Source organism: Sinorhizobium sp. BJ1, assembly GCF_002531555.1.
Classification (GTDB): Bacteria; Pseudomonadota; Alphaproteobacteria; order Rhizobiales; family Rhizobiaceae; genus Sinorhizobium; species Sinorhizobium fredii_B.
The window spans coordinates 1-15,977 of record NZ_NWTH01000029.1 but is presented as its reverse complement, the minus strand read 5'-3'; the positions used below and the strand labels follow the sequence as shown (position 1 = coordinate 15,977).

Here is a 15,977-nt window from a genome sequence, read left to right as displayed (position 1 = left end):
TTGGCCCAAGTTCTTGCCACGATACTGATGAAGTCGGCAAGGATCACGGCGAGCCCGCCCGAAGGCGACCGCTGGTCGCGCCGGAGACATCGGAGCCGTTTATTTTGCAGACACCTGCTTATATCAAATGGCGTGTGGATCAGATGCGGGCGAACTCCCGAATCGAAGGTATGACCTGATCCGCGGTACATAGACTTCACGGCTCAAATGGACACCGAAGGCGTACCAGTGGAAGAGCAGATCGAGCGTTTCAAGGCTTTCCTGAAGGCCACTAAACCGTCCGTGGCTGAATAGCCTCGGCAGAGGACCTCTCATTGCGTCGAGCGACCATCGGCCAACTTTGCCGCGAAGAAACATCCCCATCGCCAGCCACGATGACACCACCCTTTCCGACGTCAAGGAATTGCACGCCGACGGCATCACCCTAAGCGAATTTCCGACGACGGTTGAAGCTGCACGGCTTGCCCGCGAGTGCGGCATGAAGATCGTGATGGGCTCACCGGGCATCATTCTCGGCCGATCGCATTCCGGCAATGTCAGCGCGATGGGGTTGGCGCACCTCGGTCTGCTCGACGTGCTCACCTCCGACTATGTGCCGAGGAGCTTGCTGCACGCGGCTTTCGCGGAGGCCGCAGAGGGTTTCGACCTTCCGAAGGCGGTCGCGATGGTGACGAAGAACCCTGCAGACCTCCTCGGCTCTAAAGATCGCGGCCACATTGCCCCCGGACTGCGGGCCGATCTTCTTCGTCGATGGCGTGCCGGTCATCCGCAACGTCTGGGTCGCAGGGCGACAATACCTTTGAGCAGGCGCTCAGGCGCCGTTGGAACGACAATAATGAAATCAAAATGGCGCCGAACCGGCGATTGCCAACGGGTTGTCGGTCGATAAGGCCAAGGCGCGTGCCAGGACTTGCTCAACCGACTGCACGTTCCCGAACGCATCTGGTCGCTGGCGACCGCCACTTTGCCTGGCGGCGAACAGGAACGCGTCAACATCGCCCGCGGCTTCGTCGTCGACTATCCGATGCTGCTGCTCGAGGAACTGACAGCCTCGCTCGATGCCACCAACCGAAAGACCATTGTCGAACTGATCCGCGAAGCGAAGGCAGTGGTGCAGCCATCATCGGTATTTCCAGGACGACGACGTGCGTAGCGCGCTCGCCGACCGCCTGCTTGATCTTGGAAGGGCGGTCGAGCCCTTGATTCCCGCCGCAAGCTAAGGGAAGAGCCGCAAAATTTGTATTCTACCCGTTATTCGAAATCGCGCGGTTTAAGGTTTGTTTCGCCACAACTCGGATGTGAAACAGCACTTGCACTGGTTAAGTCCACCCTCTCCTGTCCGCTATTCCTCAGAAACGCGCGTAACCGGCACCGCTGTCCGTTTGTAAGGTCCGCGACAATGCAGTTCGACCTGGTTTCCTGCTCCTCATTTAAACGGTGGATATTGCACTTCATTCTTGCCTGAGCGCCTCTCTGCGTAACTGGCACGAGTTTTGAAGCTCCTCGTCAAGACGCGTCACGAACTACCGTGACCTACTGATAGCCGCGCCCTGAGAGGAGACTTATGCTTAACGAAGGTCGACCTGAGAAACTCGAATTTGTCGGAAGCCAGTTAATCGATGTTGTCGCGGCTATCGATAAGATTGCGGCATCATCCCCCGACAGGATTGCGATCCAATATGGCTCGGAGGAGCTCACCTATGGTGAGCTGCGGGCGCGGTCAGACGCCATCGCCAACACCCTACGGGAGCGCTGCGCGGATGGCGCGGTCATCGCCTATTGCGGCGAACGGAACAGCAATTGGGCAGCCACAGTAGTCGCCATTCTGAAAAGCGGCTCAACATATTTGCCGCTCGATCCATCCTTACCAGCCTCCCGAATTTCCTTCATGATTAAGCAAAGTGGATGCACTCTGATTATCGGGCCGGAAAAACCCAAAGCGCTTGGTCTTTTTGAGAAGGACTGCGACGGCGTCAGACAATTCATGACGGTGCAAACGGCGCTACTCGGTAGCCGTGTCTCTCCTGCAATGCCATCTTCGCCCGACGCCCGTCTCGCTTATATTCTGTTTACGTCCGGTTCGACGGGAAGGCCCAAGGGAGTGATGGTTCAGCGCGCAGGCCTAAACAACCATTTGATGGCCAAGATAGATGCCCTCCAACTAAGCGAGCAGGACTGTGTCGCACAGACTGCCTCTCATGGCTTTGATATCTCTCTGTGGCAGCTTTTGGCAGGCTTGTGTGTCGGCAGTTGCGTCGCGATCATAGATGACGCTGCACTGCGATCTCCGATAGCCCTTCTTAAAGCACTGCAGGCGCATCGTGTTGCAATCGCCCAATTCGTTCCATCGGTGCTCGCCGTATTCGTTGAACATCTGCTGACACTCTCAGCCAAGCAGCGGCTCTTCGGTGCCTTACGCATGGTCTCCACGGTCGGCGAACCGCTGACGCCTGCCTTGGCGCGCAGTTGGCTGAGGCTCTATCCTGAAGTCCCCATTCTCAATCACTACGGCCCGACAGAATGTGCGGACGGGGTGACGCACCATTTGATATCGGTCCCGCCCAGAGCAGCTGACACCTATGTACCTATTGGTAAGCCGATTTCTAATCTTGAGGTCTATGTCGCCAATGGATTGCGTCTGTGCAAGACGGGAGAAGTCGGCGAGATCTATGTCAGTGGAGTCGGTGTCGCTGATGGATATATCAACGATAACGACCGTACCAGAGACGCCTTTCTGCCAAACCCCTTCTCCGGCCATCCATCCTATCGACACCTCTACAAGACTGGCGATCTCGGACGCATCAGGGCAGACGGCCTCGTGGAATGTCTAGGTAGACGAGATCGTCAGATCAAGCTCCGCGGGCACCGGATCGAACTTGCAGAGATCGAGTCTCACCTCTGCGCTCATCCTTTGGTAACGGCCGCAGTGGCTACCGCGCCCGTCCACGAGAGCGTGAAACTTACGGCGCGGGACATAACCGGTGCCAACCGCGAAACTGGGCGAAGGCGAATAGTGGCCTATGTGTCGGCTCCTGCCGAACTAACAGAGGGTGAACTCCGGAGCTTTGTCGCCGAAGCGCTTCCTAGCTACATGGTTCCAGAACGAATCATTCGTGTCGACCGGTTTCCTATCACCCCAAACGGCAAAGTGGATCTCGCGTCGTTGCCGGAACCGTCGGCCGTTCGCCCCGAGCTGCTGAGCCCGTTTGAGGAGCCAAAGACGGGGTTGGAAAGCACGCTGCGAGATATTTGGTCCAATGTTCTTGGCATCAAGGTTATCGGCGTCAACGACCAGTTCATGGACCTCGGCGGTGACTCGCTCCGGGCGACGCTTATATTGGCTCAAATGCACGGACAGCTCGGGGCGAAGGTGGATTTCAGGCTTGTTCTGAATGGGACCATCAGATCGCTGGCGGCGGCGATATCAAGGCAATACAAGACAACACAAAACTTGCTTCCTGCAAGCGGGAAGCTCAAACGCTCACCGCTAACACGAGTGCAAGAGCACCTCTGGTTTCTATGGCAGCTCGATCCGGATGCGAAGAACTACATTATCCAGGGCGGTCTGCGCATACGGGGTGCCATAGATCTTACCGCATTCAATGAAGCCTGGTTCGATGTTGTTCAGGCGCATGACGCGCTTTCAGCACGTTTCAGCGACGAAGACGGGCCGGTTCAGATTTTTGATGATCCACAGGGCTGCTGCGATCTAGAGTTGGTGGACGCCACTCACCTGACTCAAGGGGAGACCGATGAACTAGTAGCGGACCTGAGGCACACGGAGCTCAACAACACCTTTGACCTCAGTCAAGGACGTTTGTTTCGTGCACGGATGATCCGCCTCGGCGCGGATGACCACCTCATACTGATAAGCGCGCACGAAATCATCATCGATGCATGGTCGATCTCTGTCCTCCTCAGAGATTTGCAGACGAGATACTCCAATGCTGCTGCCTTCTCTCCCGCGGAACGCACATCCCTCGCGGCCTATGCTCTTTGGGAAAGTGTACACATTACACCAGAGTCGCTCGATGAGCAGCGACGATATTGGCGTCGGCAGATAGGCGACAATCCTCCGGTACTTTTGCTAGGTAACAGGCGACTGCGGCCAAAAGAGAACTCCTGCCGTGGGGGCTCGCATGCGTTTTTCCTTGGCCGCGAACTGTCTGAGCAAACGCGAGACTTTGCACGCCGGCACAGATGCACGACTTCTACGATCCTCTTGGCGTGTTTCAAGCTGCTGTTGCGAATGTATAGCGGACAAGACGATGTTGTCGTTGGCATACCGCATGTCGTGCGTGGCCAACCAGGCACCGAGAAGATCGTGGGGTTCTTCCTCAACATGCTGCCAATCCGAACGACGATCGATGTCAATAAATCCTTTGTGACGCACGCGACTCACGTGCAGGGCATTATAAGCGATGCTATCGCGAACTCGGCGTATCCATTTAGCTGGATGGTCCGGGATACTCGATTCCACCGCGAGCCTGGTCAATCGCCTATCTTCCAAGTCATGTTCAACATGTACTCCGAGCCTCCGGAGCCTCAGGCAAAACACGATCTGGAACTGACATTTCGCGAATATGACACAGGGTATGTGAAATTCGACCTTACCCTGTACGCGCAAGACGAAGGCGATGCAATTGCGTTGCAACTGGCTTATGCCGAAGACAGTTTTTCGAGCGATGTGATCGCTCGCATGGCCGATAATCTTCGCCATCTCATTGCTGCCTGTGTCGAGAGGCCAGACGAGCCGATTGTCGCCTTAAGCGGCCTCAGCCCCTCGGAGGTCGCCTTTCTAAACGCGCTAAAGGGCGATGAGCCGTTATATGAGGACGAGCCTTCGCTCGTGGAAGCGTTTAATCGAGTAAGCGCTTCAACCGGCGATCAGGTGGCTTATTTCGGCGAGTTCGGGGCAATCACGTTTGGCCAGTTGCGCAAACGCATGGCTACGATCCAGTCCGTTCTGCGAACCTGTGGGGTGGGCGCGGGTGACAGCGTCGCCATGCTGGTCGACCGGTCGCCAGATGTAGCGGCCACTATGTTGGCTATCCGGAATTTGCAGGCAATCGTAGTGCCTATATCGCCATCTTACCCGAAGGGACGGATTGGCCACATCATAATGGACAGCGGGGCAAACCTCCTTGTTCACGCAATCGCGGATGAAGGGGCCACTTTCGGTGTGCCGTGCGTTAATCTGTCTACGCTGCAGCGTGAAAACGATCCTGGACGGGTCTCGAGCCGAACTGTCGAGCCACTAGAGGAGGGTGCAGCTAGCCTTATATACACTTCATCCTCGACGGGTAAGGCGAAGGGCGTCCTTATACCGGAATCTGCAATTCTCAATCGATTGAACTGGATGTGGCGATGCTTTCCTTTCGATCGCACCGACGTAATGGTCGTTCAGAAGTCAGCGGCACTTGTGGCTTCGATGTGGGAGTATTTTGGAGGGCTCCTGAAGGGCATTCCAACGCTGATCCTTACGCATGAGCAGTTGGTCGACCCCGACCTCTTGTTAGGGGCATTGACAAGGTATCAGGTGACGCGGTTGTTTGCTTCTCCGCCCGTTTTGACCGGGTTGATCGCCTCTCAAAAGCGAGAGGTGAAAACGACCAGCTTGCGCCTAGTTACAAGCAGTGCTGAACCGATGCCGCCATCGCTTCCTGTTCGTTGGCGAGAGTGCTTTCCAGATGTGCCGCTATGGAATTTTTATGGGACCACGGAGTGCGCATCTAATGCCGCGGTGTACCGAACATCGGACGCCAACGATGGCTCATCAGCTGTTCCGGTCGGCCGCCCGATCGATAATGTGAAAGTTTATGTCCTTGACGCAGAGTTGAAGCGGGTTCCTGTTGGAGTCTCAGGTGAACTTTGCATGGCAGGACGCTGTGTGAGTGCGGGATATTGGAAGGACTCACAACGAACTAAGCACTCTTTCGTGCCAAACCCATACGATGAAGGTCAATACAGTGTCCTTTATCGCAGTGGCGATATCGCCCGCATCTCAGCCAAAGGGCTTCTGGAGATTTGCGGTCGAGCGGACAACCAAGTTCAGCTTCGGGGTTTCCGAATTGAGCTGGAGGAAATTGAAGCGGCGCTTGAATCTCATTCTGGCATTGCGCAAGCCGCCGCTCTGGTAGAGGGCGTGGACGACGATCGGCGGCTCGTTTCCATTGTGGCTCCAGCTCACGACAATCTGACCTCAGGAGACATTATAACTCATCTGCGGCAGGTACTCCCGTCTTACATGATGCCATCAGATTTTCGGATGGTGGAATGTATGCCGCTCACACCCAGCGGGAAAATAGATCGGGCTCGTTTGCCTTCAATCTCGTCCCGGCCGATTCAAAAAACCAGATCGGCTGAACCGCGTACGGAGAAGGAGCAACTCCTCGCCGCGATTTGGCAAGAGTTGTTGGGCACCAAATCTGTTGGCATTGATGACAGCTTCTTTGACATAGGCGGAAATTCGCTTCTGAGCGTGCGGTGCGTCACACTGGCGCGGAACGCGGGAGTGAACTTGACGGTCGGTCAGCTGCACCGGACACCGACGATTCGGCAACTAGCAAAGCACGAAGCGCCTTCGGTGACATGTGAGACTCCCAAGGGAGCGCTGCCGGTAACCCCTGCAATCACACATTGGAATAGTGTCGTCGGAATCGGTGAGCACTACAACATTGGCGATCTTTTCTTCATGCCCGCCGGCCTCCTGAATATATCCATTCTTGAACGTGCCCTTTTGCATGTCATCGGCCGGGAGGAAGGACTGAGGCTCCGTATCGACCAAACGGATAGCGGCCTATCTCAGGTAATCGGATCAATAGCAGATTCCCCTCTAGAGGAAGTAGACCTTGTCGATGTGCCCACATCAGAACAACTCAAAGTGATCGAGCGCGCCTGTGCGGAGCGTCAGCTCGGTTTTCGATTTGACGGCCGGACGCCTCTTGTAAAAGTCTCAGCCTTCCGGACATCAGAAGGCGGCGATTACTATTTGCTTGTTCTGCTCCATCACTTTGTAGCAGATGGGGTTGGATACAGACTGTTCCTGAATGCGCTCGATACAGCTTATAGCTCGTTTGCCGCAGGCCGAACCGCTGCAGATCCGGCGACCACGCCCCTGTCTCAATGGCTCGGCCGATTGAATGATTACGCGAATGGTGAAGCGCCAGCCGAGCTCGAATATTGGGAGGGCCTGCGGTATAACTTGTTCGATATGCGCGTAAGCGACGCCGGGTCACGTGCGGCGGGATTTTCAGCTGAAACTGCGAGGTTGCTCCACTATGCAGGCTTTGAGGAGATAATCGATGAGAAGCTCTGCAGCCCACTGTGGAAAGATCAGGCTACATATCATTTAAGGATTAGTGAGCAGAAGACGGAGCGCCTTCTCAAGACGGCGCCGACGTCCGCGCATTGTGAAGATTTCGACGTACTGCTTACGGCTATCTCGGGGGCATTTGGCCGCGCTTTTGGAAATTACTCGCTGTGGATTGACAGTCTCACTTCGACTCGGGGAGGTTTATTCGATGACATCGATCCGTCGCAAACGATCGGCTACATCGGTGAGTTGGTACCGCTGCCATTATACGTTACCGGAACGGAGTCTCGTCGAGACCGCGCTCGCTCTATATATCAGCAACGCAGCTCCTTGCCGCGCAAGGGCATAGGTTTCCGAGCTTTGAAGTTCTTGAATCGGCAGCCCACAGTGCGGGAGCGGATCGATCGTCTGCCGTTACCCAAGATAGGAGTGAACTATCGAGCGAGACTCCAACGTCATTATCCGCGCCGCCTGCTATCCAGAGATCCACACCCACTGTGGATCGGCGAAGATATGAACCAGTCAGTTATGAACTATCTCTATTGGTTTCGTGTCGGATACCAATCGGGCAAACTACAAATTGAAGTGAGATACGATCCAAGACAAGTAGGCTACGAATCCACCCGCAGCCTCTGCACAGCCTTCCGCGAGGAGCTCCTACTGACTGTCGATGCGTTTGCAGAGGCCAACGGATGAGCCGTTGGAGCTACATATGAAAGGCAAAGACGAACGCATGGCATCGCCGGCAGAGCACATCAGTTTGTTGGACGGCAAGGTTTCCCGCCTCATCATGCGGCTCGCCATTCCCTCAATTATCGGTTTGTCGATCAATGGACTCCAGCAGGTCGTGAATGCCGTCTTTGTCGGAAGGCTTGGCCCCCAGGCAATCGCCGCCGTCAGCATTGCTTTTCCGTTCGTGGTGCTGCTCTCCGCAGTGGGGCAGGGGATCGGGGCCGGTACAGCATCATTCGTGTCCCGCAATCTTGGCGCCGGCAACTCATTGGAAGCGAGTCGTGGTGCGAGCTTGGCACTCGCTCTCGCACCTCTGATTGGACTGGCGCTTACCGTCACGCTCCTTTTCAGTTTGCGCGACGCTCTCGCTTTGCTCGGCGCCAGTCCGACTATAATGCCAGCAGCCCTCCACTATGCATCGACGCTCCTAGTTGGCTACGCGCTCACCCTGTTGAACATGGTCAATGGGTCCATCGTCAGGGCTGAGGGTAACACCCGGTTCAGCATGTGGACCATGATTACGGCTTTTACGTTGAATGCGCTGCTCGATCCGGTTCTAATTTTCACGCTGGATCTCGGTGTTCGCGGCGCCGCGCTGGCAACACTGTTGTCTCAGATCGTCGCCAGCAGCATGTACGTCGTGTATTTCGCGAAACAACGCGGGATTGTCCGTTTCCGAACTTCCTACATCACTTTCAGTGGCGACCGAGTGAAGCAGATCGCAGCCGTTGGAGCCCCAGTGACCATCAACGGTATTTTGACGGCGGCTTCATTCATGCTCTTGTACAGGGCTGCTGCCACGTTCGGCGACAATTCCGTTGCCGCTGTGGGTATAGCCGCTCGATTGCTAACAATCGGAACATTCCCGATCGTTGGCTTTTGCATCGGCTCACAGGCGGTTCTTGGTTTCAGTTGGGGAGCACAGGATTTCGCTCGGCTGCGGAAGGCGGCGAGCTTTATGCTTTCCACAGTCTGCGCCTATTCTGTCATCTTTTCTGCTGTGGTTGTGATTTTCGCCCGGCCAATCGTCCACCTTTTCAGCGACAGCGAGGATGTGGCTGAAATCGCCGGCTCCACCTGTATTATGTTCCATCTGTTTTTCGGGCTATTTGGCGTCCAACAAGTGGTAATAACTATGCTTCAGTCGTTCGGGAGAGCACGCCTGAGCGCGGTCGTTTGCTTTGCAAGGCAAGGATATCTCTTCGTGCCAGCCATACTGCTGTTTCCACGCATTTGGGGCTTCACGGGATTATTGGTCAGCCAGGCAGTTGCAGAGCTGCTGGCAGGACTGCTTGCCGTCTTTGTGGCGATCAAGCAGTTCAACAATTTCAAAGGAATGTTCCTGCAGGCTAAAGCCAAATGTATGTAGGAGGTGATGCTTACTTACCCTTGGCTGATAACGCTTAAACCGATTAAAAACGGCATGTGCAGCGACCGCCGCAAGCACGACTTTCCATGAAGTGCGCAATCGTGCTCGAGCGAAAGGAAATCTCAATTGATAGAGACGCTGCTTCCATCAAAGATAGCCGTGCAAACCTCGCGAGCAGGTACAGACAACGGGGTTGAAGTGATGGCCGAAGAAGAGAGTGCCGTGGCCGGGGCGGTCGACAGCAGAAGGCGTGAATTCTCCGTCGGACGAGCATGTGCCAGATCGGCATTGTCCAAGCTTGGCTTTCCTCCGTGCGCCATTCCAAGTCGACCTGACCGGGCACCACTTTGGCCAGCCGGCATAGTCGGCAGCATAACACATTGTGCTGGATTCTGTGCCGCCGCTGTGGCCCTGCAGCAGGACTACGTTGCGCTCGGAATCGATGCGGAAGTCGACGAAGAGCTGCCGTCGGGCGTCTTGGAGCTCATTTCGGTTAACGAGGAGCGAAAGTGGCTGGCCAACGCAGCAAGGCGCCTCAATTGGGGCCGATTGCTCTTCAGTGCTAAGGAGAGCATCTTCAAGGCTTGGTTTCCGCTCACACGTGAATGGTTGGGATTCGAGGACGCGGTGGTCACTTTCATTCCGGACGGGACGTTTGTTGCTCGGCTTCCCAACACGCTCATGCCGACCCACAATTGCGCTTGGGAGCTCCGCGGCCGCTTCAGCATTGCAAATGGACTGATACTAACTGCAGTTTTCATTGCGGGACAGGGTTGGCGCCGGAGCCTGCCGTTCTCCGGTTAAAGGCGATCGCGCCTGATGGAGCACTCAATGGTGAGCCGTGACAAGGTGATCTGAGAGGGGCAGCGGTCATGGCAAGCTGGTGGTGTTGAACGTCACCAGATCCACTCACGAGCAACACCGGGATGCTCCACCCCGCGATTGTGTATTGTCGCTCGCTTGATTTCTCAATGGTGCCCACGGCTGGTCTCCCTTCCATTGGCGAGGGCAGGAGAGGGCGTGAAAGATCGATAGTCGCACAAGCATGAGTGCCAGCTCGGGTGCGGAACGGGCACTCACAACAGGTTGAGCACCTCACTCCGCTGGGGAACAGCGCGGGACGATAGCGGTGGTCGCGATTAGCTCTTCGGGACAGACGAAGGAGGCGGAGCATCCGCCGAGTGAGACGATCGCCTTGAGCGGCGCAGCCTCCAGACAGCTCAGCTGGGCGGGACCGATCTGGAGCCCATCCGCGCGCATGGTCGAGATCGTCAAGCTGCCCCGGGGCCCTTGAACACACGCCGTTGTTCCAGGTGATGTTGGTCCGGCAGAACAACAGCGTCGGGTCATTGGACCTGCCGAGGCTGCGGGTGGAGGCCGCGGGGGAGGGGCTCGATCAGGTCAAATTCGATCTGGAGCTCGATCTTCGCGAAGATGGCGAGGTGATCGCCGGAACGTTTGGCTACCTGCAGCGCAGTGAAGGCCGGAAACTGACATTTGAAGTCGAACTTTGTTGCTTGTGTCGAACCTGCGACACACCCTCATTCCCCAGCGCACAGTTCTTCTCACGACTAAACGACTGATAAGTCTCGGCAAGTCACGCATATAAGGGCCCGGCCGATTTGGCATGACTTTTGAAGTCGTTGAGGGGCGGCGGGAATGATCGACCGGCATTCGGATGACGGGAATCGCGAATGTTGAAATGGAGACAGCGCCGCTTGGAGGTGAGTCTAGTGTCAACTACCGACTATCTCTCCGAGCTTACCAGTAAAGCGCCCGATCTCGAGGAGGACCGACAGATGTTGCAGTGCGGGACGATCTGCCATCGGGTCAAAAAGGGAAACGAACCCGAAGTGTTGCTTCTTACCAGTCGCGACACAGGCAGGTGGATTATTCCGAAAGGATACTTAAAGCGAAACGAACGACCGCACAAATGCGCCGAACGTGAGGCCCTGGAAGAAGCCGGCGTCACGGGAAAGATCGGAAAGAAGCCGATTGGCTCCTATACTTACATAAAGCATCACAAGAGACCGCCCCATGTAGTTTCTGTGTTCCTGATGAAGTTCATGGGCGAAGTTGATCATTTTCGAGAGAAAGGGCAGCGGACCAGGCGGTGGGTTTCGCCACTGGAGGCAGCGGACCTCGTTGTTGAAACAGAACTACAAAGACTTTTCAGACGGGCTGAGTTGAGCAACAAATGCACGTCTCTCCGACGCTAGAGATCACAGAGCCCATGGCCCTGCTGCTGCGAATGGATAATGAAGCAAGCGGCGGGGGCGATCCTCCTCCATCGCTGTCGGCTGTTCTATGACGCGGTACAACAGTTTGCAGGGCGAGAAGCCGTCGTTTGGTCCAATCTTCTGCAGTGACCGTCCGGCCCGCGGCGGGGCTACAATACCCCAACGAGAGATATAGAAGGAAATTGGCGCCGCCACGCAAACTGGCCTGCTTCTTGCGGGGAGCATTTCTGACAGAGCGCGATGTCCATCCGAACGATGTGTTGGGGTGGGATTGCTGGAGGAGCAACATGGCAGCTGCCGACACCTTTTATGACGTCATTCGCCGGCAGGGGATTACCCGGCGCAGTTTCACCCAGTTCGGCAGCCTTACCGCCGCGAGCCACGGCTTCGGGCCCAGGGTGGCCACAGCGATGGCTGAGGCGCGCCGGAGGCCAAGGAACGCGTTTCAGTCGTCTGGATGCACCGGCTCGAATGCACCTGCTGTTGGAAGATTTTCATCCGCTCGGCTCATCCGTTGGTCAAAGACGTGGTCCTGTCGATGATCTCGCTCGGGCCCTCTGGCGGAGGCGATCCTCGAGGAGACGAAGGACATGTACAAGGGCAAATACATTCTCGCCGCCGACGGAATCCGCCGCTCAACGAGGACGGCATGTTCTGCATCGACGGCGGCCGGCCCTTCGTCAAGAAGCTCAAGTGGATGGCCGAGGACGCCCTTGCCATTATCGCCTGGGGCACCTGCGCCTCCTGGGGCTGCGTGCAGGCCGCCAAACCCAATCCAACGCAGGCGACGCCGATCGACAAGGTCATCCTCGACAAACCGATCATCAAGGTTCCCGGCTGTCCGCCGATAGCCGAGGTGATGACCGGCGTCGTGACCTACATCACCACCTTCGGCAAACTGCCCGAGCTTGACCGCCCGAAGATGTTCTATTCGCATCCAAAACAAATCCTACCGGCGCCCTCATTTTCGATGCTGGCCAATTCGTCGAGCAATGGGACGACGATGGTGCTCGTAAATCTACAAAGTGGGCTGCAAGGGCCCGACCACCTACAATGCCTGCTCAACCGTCCGCTGGAACGGTGGAGTGGCCTTCCCGATCCAGTCCGGTCGCGGCTCATCGGCTGCTCGGAAGAGGGCTTCTGGGACAATGGCAGCTTCTATGACCGCCTGACCAACCTCCAACGGTTCGGCGTCGAGGCGAACCCCGACAAAGTTGGTCTGACCACGGCCGGGGTCGTCGGCGACGCGATCGCCGCGCATGCCGCCGTGACTGCCGTCAAGCGCGTCGCCACCAAGCGCGAGAAAGCCGACCCTAATATTCAGGGGAGGAACACTAACATGACGATCCAAACACCGAACGGCTTTCCGCTCCGGTCGATCGCCACGAAGAGATAAAGCCTGTCCTCGGCGGTCTGGACACACCACCTTCGCTTAGGGCGGAAGTGAGCCAACTGGGGAAGTCCGACGAGCCGCTAAAGGATCGAGAGGAGATCAGTTTGAGCTTTCTTGAAACGAGTTTGCAGCTGTTTCAGCAAAAATATGCGCCTGATTTAGGTCCTGAACAATACGCTCACCACACTGGAGTCGACCGGGAGGGCAATTCAATGAGTGGCGCACTGTTATGGGCTAAGGCTGAAGCTCAGAGGATCAGTAATGCGCTCGTCACTGGCACAACTAATATGGTGGATGCTGAGCTCAAGTTGGTCCAAAAACTTCACGAGAGAGTGAGAGATTATGTTCAATGGTATCACCAGGACGAACGATGTCGTAAAGGGGTTTCGGTTCTGGAGTATGGGCCCGGAACAGTGCGAGCCTTCCAACAGAAAACGCTTCCCCTTGTAACAGCTCTGCGCGGCGAAACCTCACGTTGCACGCTCGTCGACCGGTCAAAAGAGTTCCTCGGGGACATAGCGCAATTGTCGTCCGCTTTGGGGTTGAAAATCGAGATCATACGCGATGATATATTCTCTGGGCGACGCTATTTTTGCGACGATGAAGCGGCATTTGTTGTCATGTTTGGCCGGACATTTGGAAATCTTGCCGCCCCAATAAATGGATCGCCCCCCGTGGAGGCGGTCGTCGAGACGCTTAAGAAGATATCGAATAGTGCGAAAAGGTGCTGGGTTGCGATCTCAATTGGCTCAGATCTGAGGAGGGATGTGGCGAAATCCTACTATGAAGCGCATCCTGAATTTCAGCTAAACGTGTTCTATAGAATGAAGGCAGAGCTGCCGGTGGACGCTAATTTCGATCCAGAGGCATTTGAGTATGAATCGGATGTAAGAGGTGAAGACCAATTCATGCAAGTCATACACACGGCGGTGGTCAAAAGGAACCTGGACTTTTGCCTTGGTGGTAAAGAGATTGTACTGTCAAGTGGTGATCGACTACATCTAAAGAACTCGTTTTCTTTTTCGGAGTTGTTTTTCAAAAAATGTGCCCGTCGAGCGGGGTTTGTGTCAATAGATGTGCTCTCAGACAACGCCGGCTCAGACATTCACGTGTTAAAGAGGTCGGATTAGAAAGAACAAATAATGAGCATGATTGTTGTCGAGAGACAAGCGTGCGAACATCGAAGCGCGTGACCGCAAAAAAAGCAAGAAAAAGGCAGCGGATCAGCAGGATATGCACTATATTATTGTAGCAGTAAAACAACACATTTTGTGTTTGAACTCCTTCAGCCGGGGAACTCTCGGGTGTGAACTGGACAACGATCGAACGGCTTCTTTTCGTCCGCATCGCGAAGGAAAACGACCAGGCTCTTCGTCAGCGGCAGTGCCATGTGTCCATCCAGAAGATCCAGCGTATCCATCCGAGCAGGGCCGCAGGATTTTGGGCGCCGCGCGTGGTAATGTCGGTTCATGGAGATTGATGAGGACAAGATCGACGATGCCGTTTGGCGCTGTTATGGCTGACGCTGCATAACGAGCGTTGTTCCTGGAAAGGCGTCGACTGGGCAACGACGGATCGGCTTCACAAGAAGGGCATGATCGCCGACCCGGTCAACAAGTAGCTCGATCGATAACGTTCGATGATCGCCTCAACCAGTTCCGTCCGTGTCGTCATGCTGATCCGCCGTGCCATCTATCCCGCGAGCCGGGACAGCGAACCATAACCATCCCTTCGGGAGCATCACTATCGTTGACATTTTGCTTGAGGCAATGCGGGGTCAGTTTTTCATTTCGCCGGACAGGGAGGCCCACGTCAGCTTTTGGAAAGCTAACGTTTGTAGGAGGGAACCAGACACCTAAGCCGATGGACGAGCTCATGGACCGATTCAACACTGTCAATCCAGCTGATCATGATTCGGTTACGTCCGATGCCACCGTGGAACAACCGCAACAGCCGCACGCTGGATTTGAGCAGCACCTGGCAGCCGCACGCGGGGTGGGCCCCATATATCCTCACGCGGAGCTCCATGATGTCACTGAGGAAGACGATCGCCTCATCCGGGCAGCGTCCGGCGCTGCGCTCGAGCGAGGGCAGCCGCGGAGTTCTGCAACTGTCAGCATTTATGATCGTCGACTTCGCAAATTGGCTGAGGCGCTGAAGCTGCGTGGCAAATCAATCGCTGGCCTCGATGACGATACGTTGCTCGGTTACGCCAGGAAGCTGCTGCCAAACGACAAGGTCATCGCCCCAGCATTGTTAATGGTCAGTCGGTACCGCGAGCCTGACGCCGACGCTCGCCCCCTCACAACACATTATCGTCCTTTCAGGGAAGATGAGCGTCTCATCAGGGAGGCCGCCGAGGCAGGCTTTGGTCGACGGATCGGCGCGAAAACGGCCCAGGGCTATGCGAGCGGTCTGCGGAAGTTGGCGGTAGCGCTCCGACCCTTGTCCATTGCCAAGCTCAGTGATGACGCACTGCTTGGCAAAGCGGACACTTTGTTTCCGAATGACAAGACGCTCATCGCCGCCTTGAACGGCCTCCGCGACTATCGCGCGATCACCGGGCAGCGCAATTTGGGCGCTGAAGGAGGCAGCTCGCGCCAGGCCATTCAGCCGCCCGCCTCCTCGCCCATGCGGCCGGTCGATGAGCAGCGCCTGGGGAACGCTGCGGATCGCGACGCCTCATTAACGGCTGAAGGTTTCAATACTCTGCAGGTTTGGCAAGTGCTGGGTTTAGCCGCTCATTCGCCGATACAAAGTGTCGCCCAGGATATGCTTTTCGAGGCTGCGGAGCAGAGCGGCGAACTTCCAGCTCCTAGCTTTGATGCACCAGTGCTTTGGCAGCAAATGCGTTCAGTGGGGTCTTCGTCCGAGCAAAGTTTCGCTCAGGAAGCGCTATTCGATATCGCGGACCGCGAGCGCCTGCTG

Annotated in this window: 9 protein-coding genes and 3 pseudogenes; 11 read left to right on the top strand and 1 reads right to left on the bottom strand. The window is 56.0% G+C overall.

Features of this window, described 5'->3' with window-relative positions:
- Positions 1 to 340: 340 nt before the first annotated feature.
- From CO676_RS26990 to CO676_RS26970, 5 genes are all read left to right on the top strand, one after another.
- Positions 341 to 889: an amidohydrolase family protein gene (locus tag CO676_RS26990; RefSeq protein ID WP_245424487.1), complete on the top strand. Its 549-nt coding sequence runs from the start codon at positions 341 to 343 to the stop codon at positions 887 to 889.
- A 21-nt stretch (positions 890 to 910) separates the two neighbouring features.
- Positions 911 to 1,153, top strand: a complete 243-nt coding sequence (locus CO676_RS26985) for a hypothetical protein (protein ID WP_046118014.1) — start codon at positions 911 to 913, stop codon at positions 1,151 to 1,153.
- A gap of 411 nt (positions 1,154 to 1,564) precedes the next feature.
- Positions 1,565 to 8,011, top strand: coding sequence for a non-ribosomal peptide synthetase (locus tag CO676_RS26980; RefSeq protein ID WP_097523340.1), 6,447 nt, complete (start codon positions 1,565 to 1,567; stop codon positions 8,009 to 8,011).
- A gap of 16 nt (positions 8,012 to 8,027) precedes the next feature.
- Positions 8,028 to 9,416: an MATE family efflux transporter gene (locus CO676_RS26975; protein ID WP_046118067.1), complete on the top strand. Its 1,389-nt coding sequence runs from the start codon at positions 8,028 to 8,030 to the stop codon at positions 9,414 to 9,416.
- A 126-nt stretch (positions 9,417 to 9,542) separates the two neighbouring features.
- Positions 9,543 to 10,220, top strand: a complete 678-nt coding sequence (locus CO676_RS26970; protein WP_097523339.1) for a 4'-phosphopantetheinyl transferase superfamily protein — start codon at positions 9,543 to 9,545, stop codon at positions 10,218 to 10,220.
- A 291-nt stretch (positions 10,221 to 10,511) separates the two neighbouring features.
- On the opposite strand, the gene CO676_RS36345 is transcribed toward CO676_RS26970, so the two are convergent.
- Entirely contained in the window at positions 10,512 to 10,676 is a 165-nt protein-coding gene (locus CO676_RS36345; RefSeq protein ID WP_245424485.1) for a S46 family peptidase, read from the bottom strand.
- A gap of 44 nt (positions 10,677 to 10,720) precedes the next feature.
- Between CO676_RS36345 and CO676_RS35470 the strand changes: the two genes are divergently transcribed.
- The 6 genes and pseudogenes from CO676_RS35470 to CO676_RS26935 form a co-directional block, all read left to right on the top strand.
- Positions 10,721 to 10,999, top strand: a complete 279-nt coding sequence (locus CO676_RS35470; RefSeq protein WP_097523337.1) for a hypothetical protein — start codon at positions 10,721 to 10,723, stop codon at positions 10,997 to 10,999.
- 1,114 nt (positions 11,000 to 12,113) lie between these two features.
- Positions 12,114 to 12,476 (top strand): annotated as a pseudogene (locus CO676_RS36340) (hypothetical protein); the annotation flags it as partial.
- Positions 12,477 to 12,681: 205 nt separating this feature from the next.
- Positions 12,682 to 12,828: a hypothetical protein gene (locus CO676_RS36335; RefSeq protein ID WP_234706659.1), complete on the top strand. Its 147-nt coding sequence runs from the start codon at positions 12,682 to 12,684 to the stop codon at positions 12,826 to 12,828.
- A gap of 325 nt (positions 12,829 to 13,153) precedes the next feature.
- Entirely contained in the window at positions 13,154 to 14,179 is a 1,026-nt protein-coding gene (locus CO676_RS26945; protein ID WP_245424483.1) for an L-histidine N(alpha)-methyltransferase, read from the top strand.
- 339 nt (positions 14,180 to 14,518) lie between these two features.
- A pseudogene (locus tag CO676_RS36330) lies at positions 14,519 to 14,667 on the top strand (DUF6429 family protein); the annotation flags it as partial.
- Between the two features lie 257 nt (positions 14,668 to 14,924).
- A pseudogene (locus CO676_RS26935) lies at positions 14,925 to 15,977 on the top strand (hypothetical protein); the annotation flags it as partial.

Bases quoted from the DNA above. Each gene is read 5' to 3' on its own strand.
- CO676_RS26980 (WP_097523340.1), top strand. From the start codon at position 1,565: ATGCTTAACGAAGGTCGACCTGAGAAACTCGAATTTGTCGGAAGCCAG.
- CO676_RS26975 (WP_046118067.1), top strand. From the start codon at position 8,028: ATGAAAGGCAAAGACGAACGCATGGCATCGCCGGCAGAGCACATCAGT.
- CO676_RS36345 (WP_245424485.1), bottom strand. From the start codon at position 10,676: ATGCGCGCGGATGGGCTCCAGATCGGTCCCGCCCAGCTGAGCTGTCTG.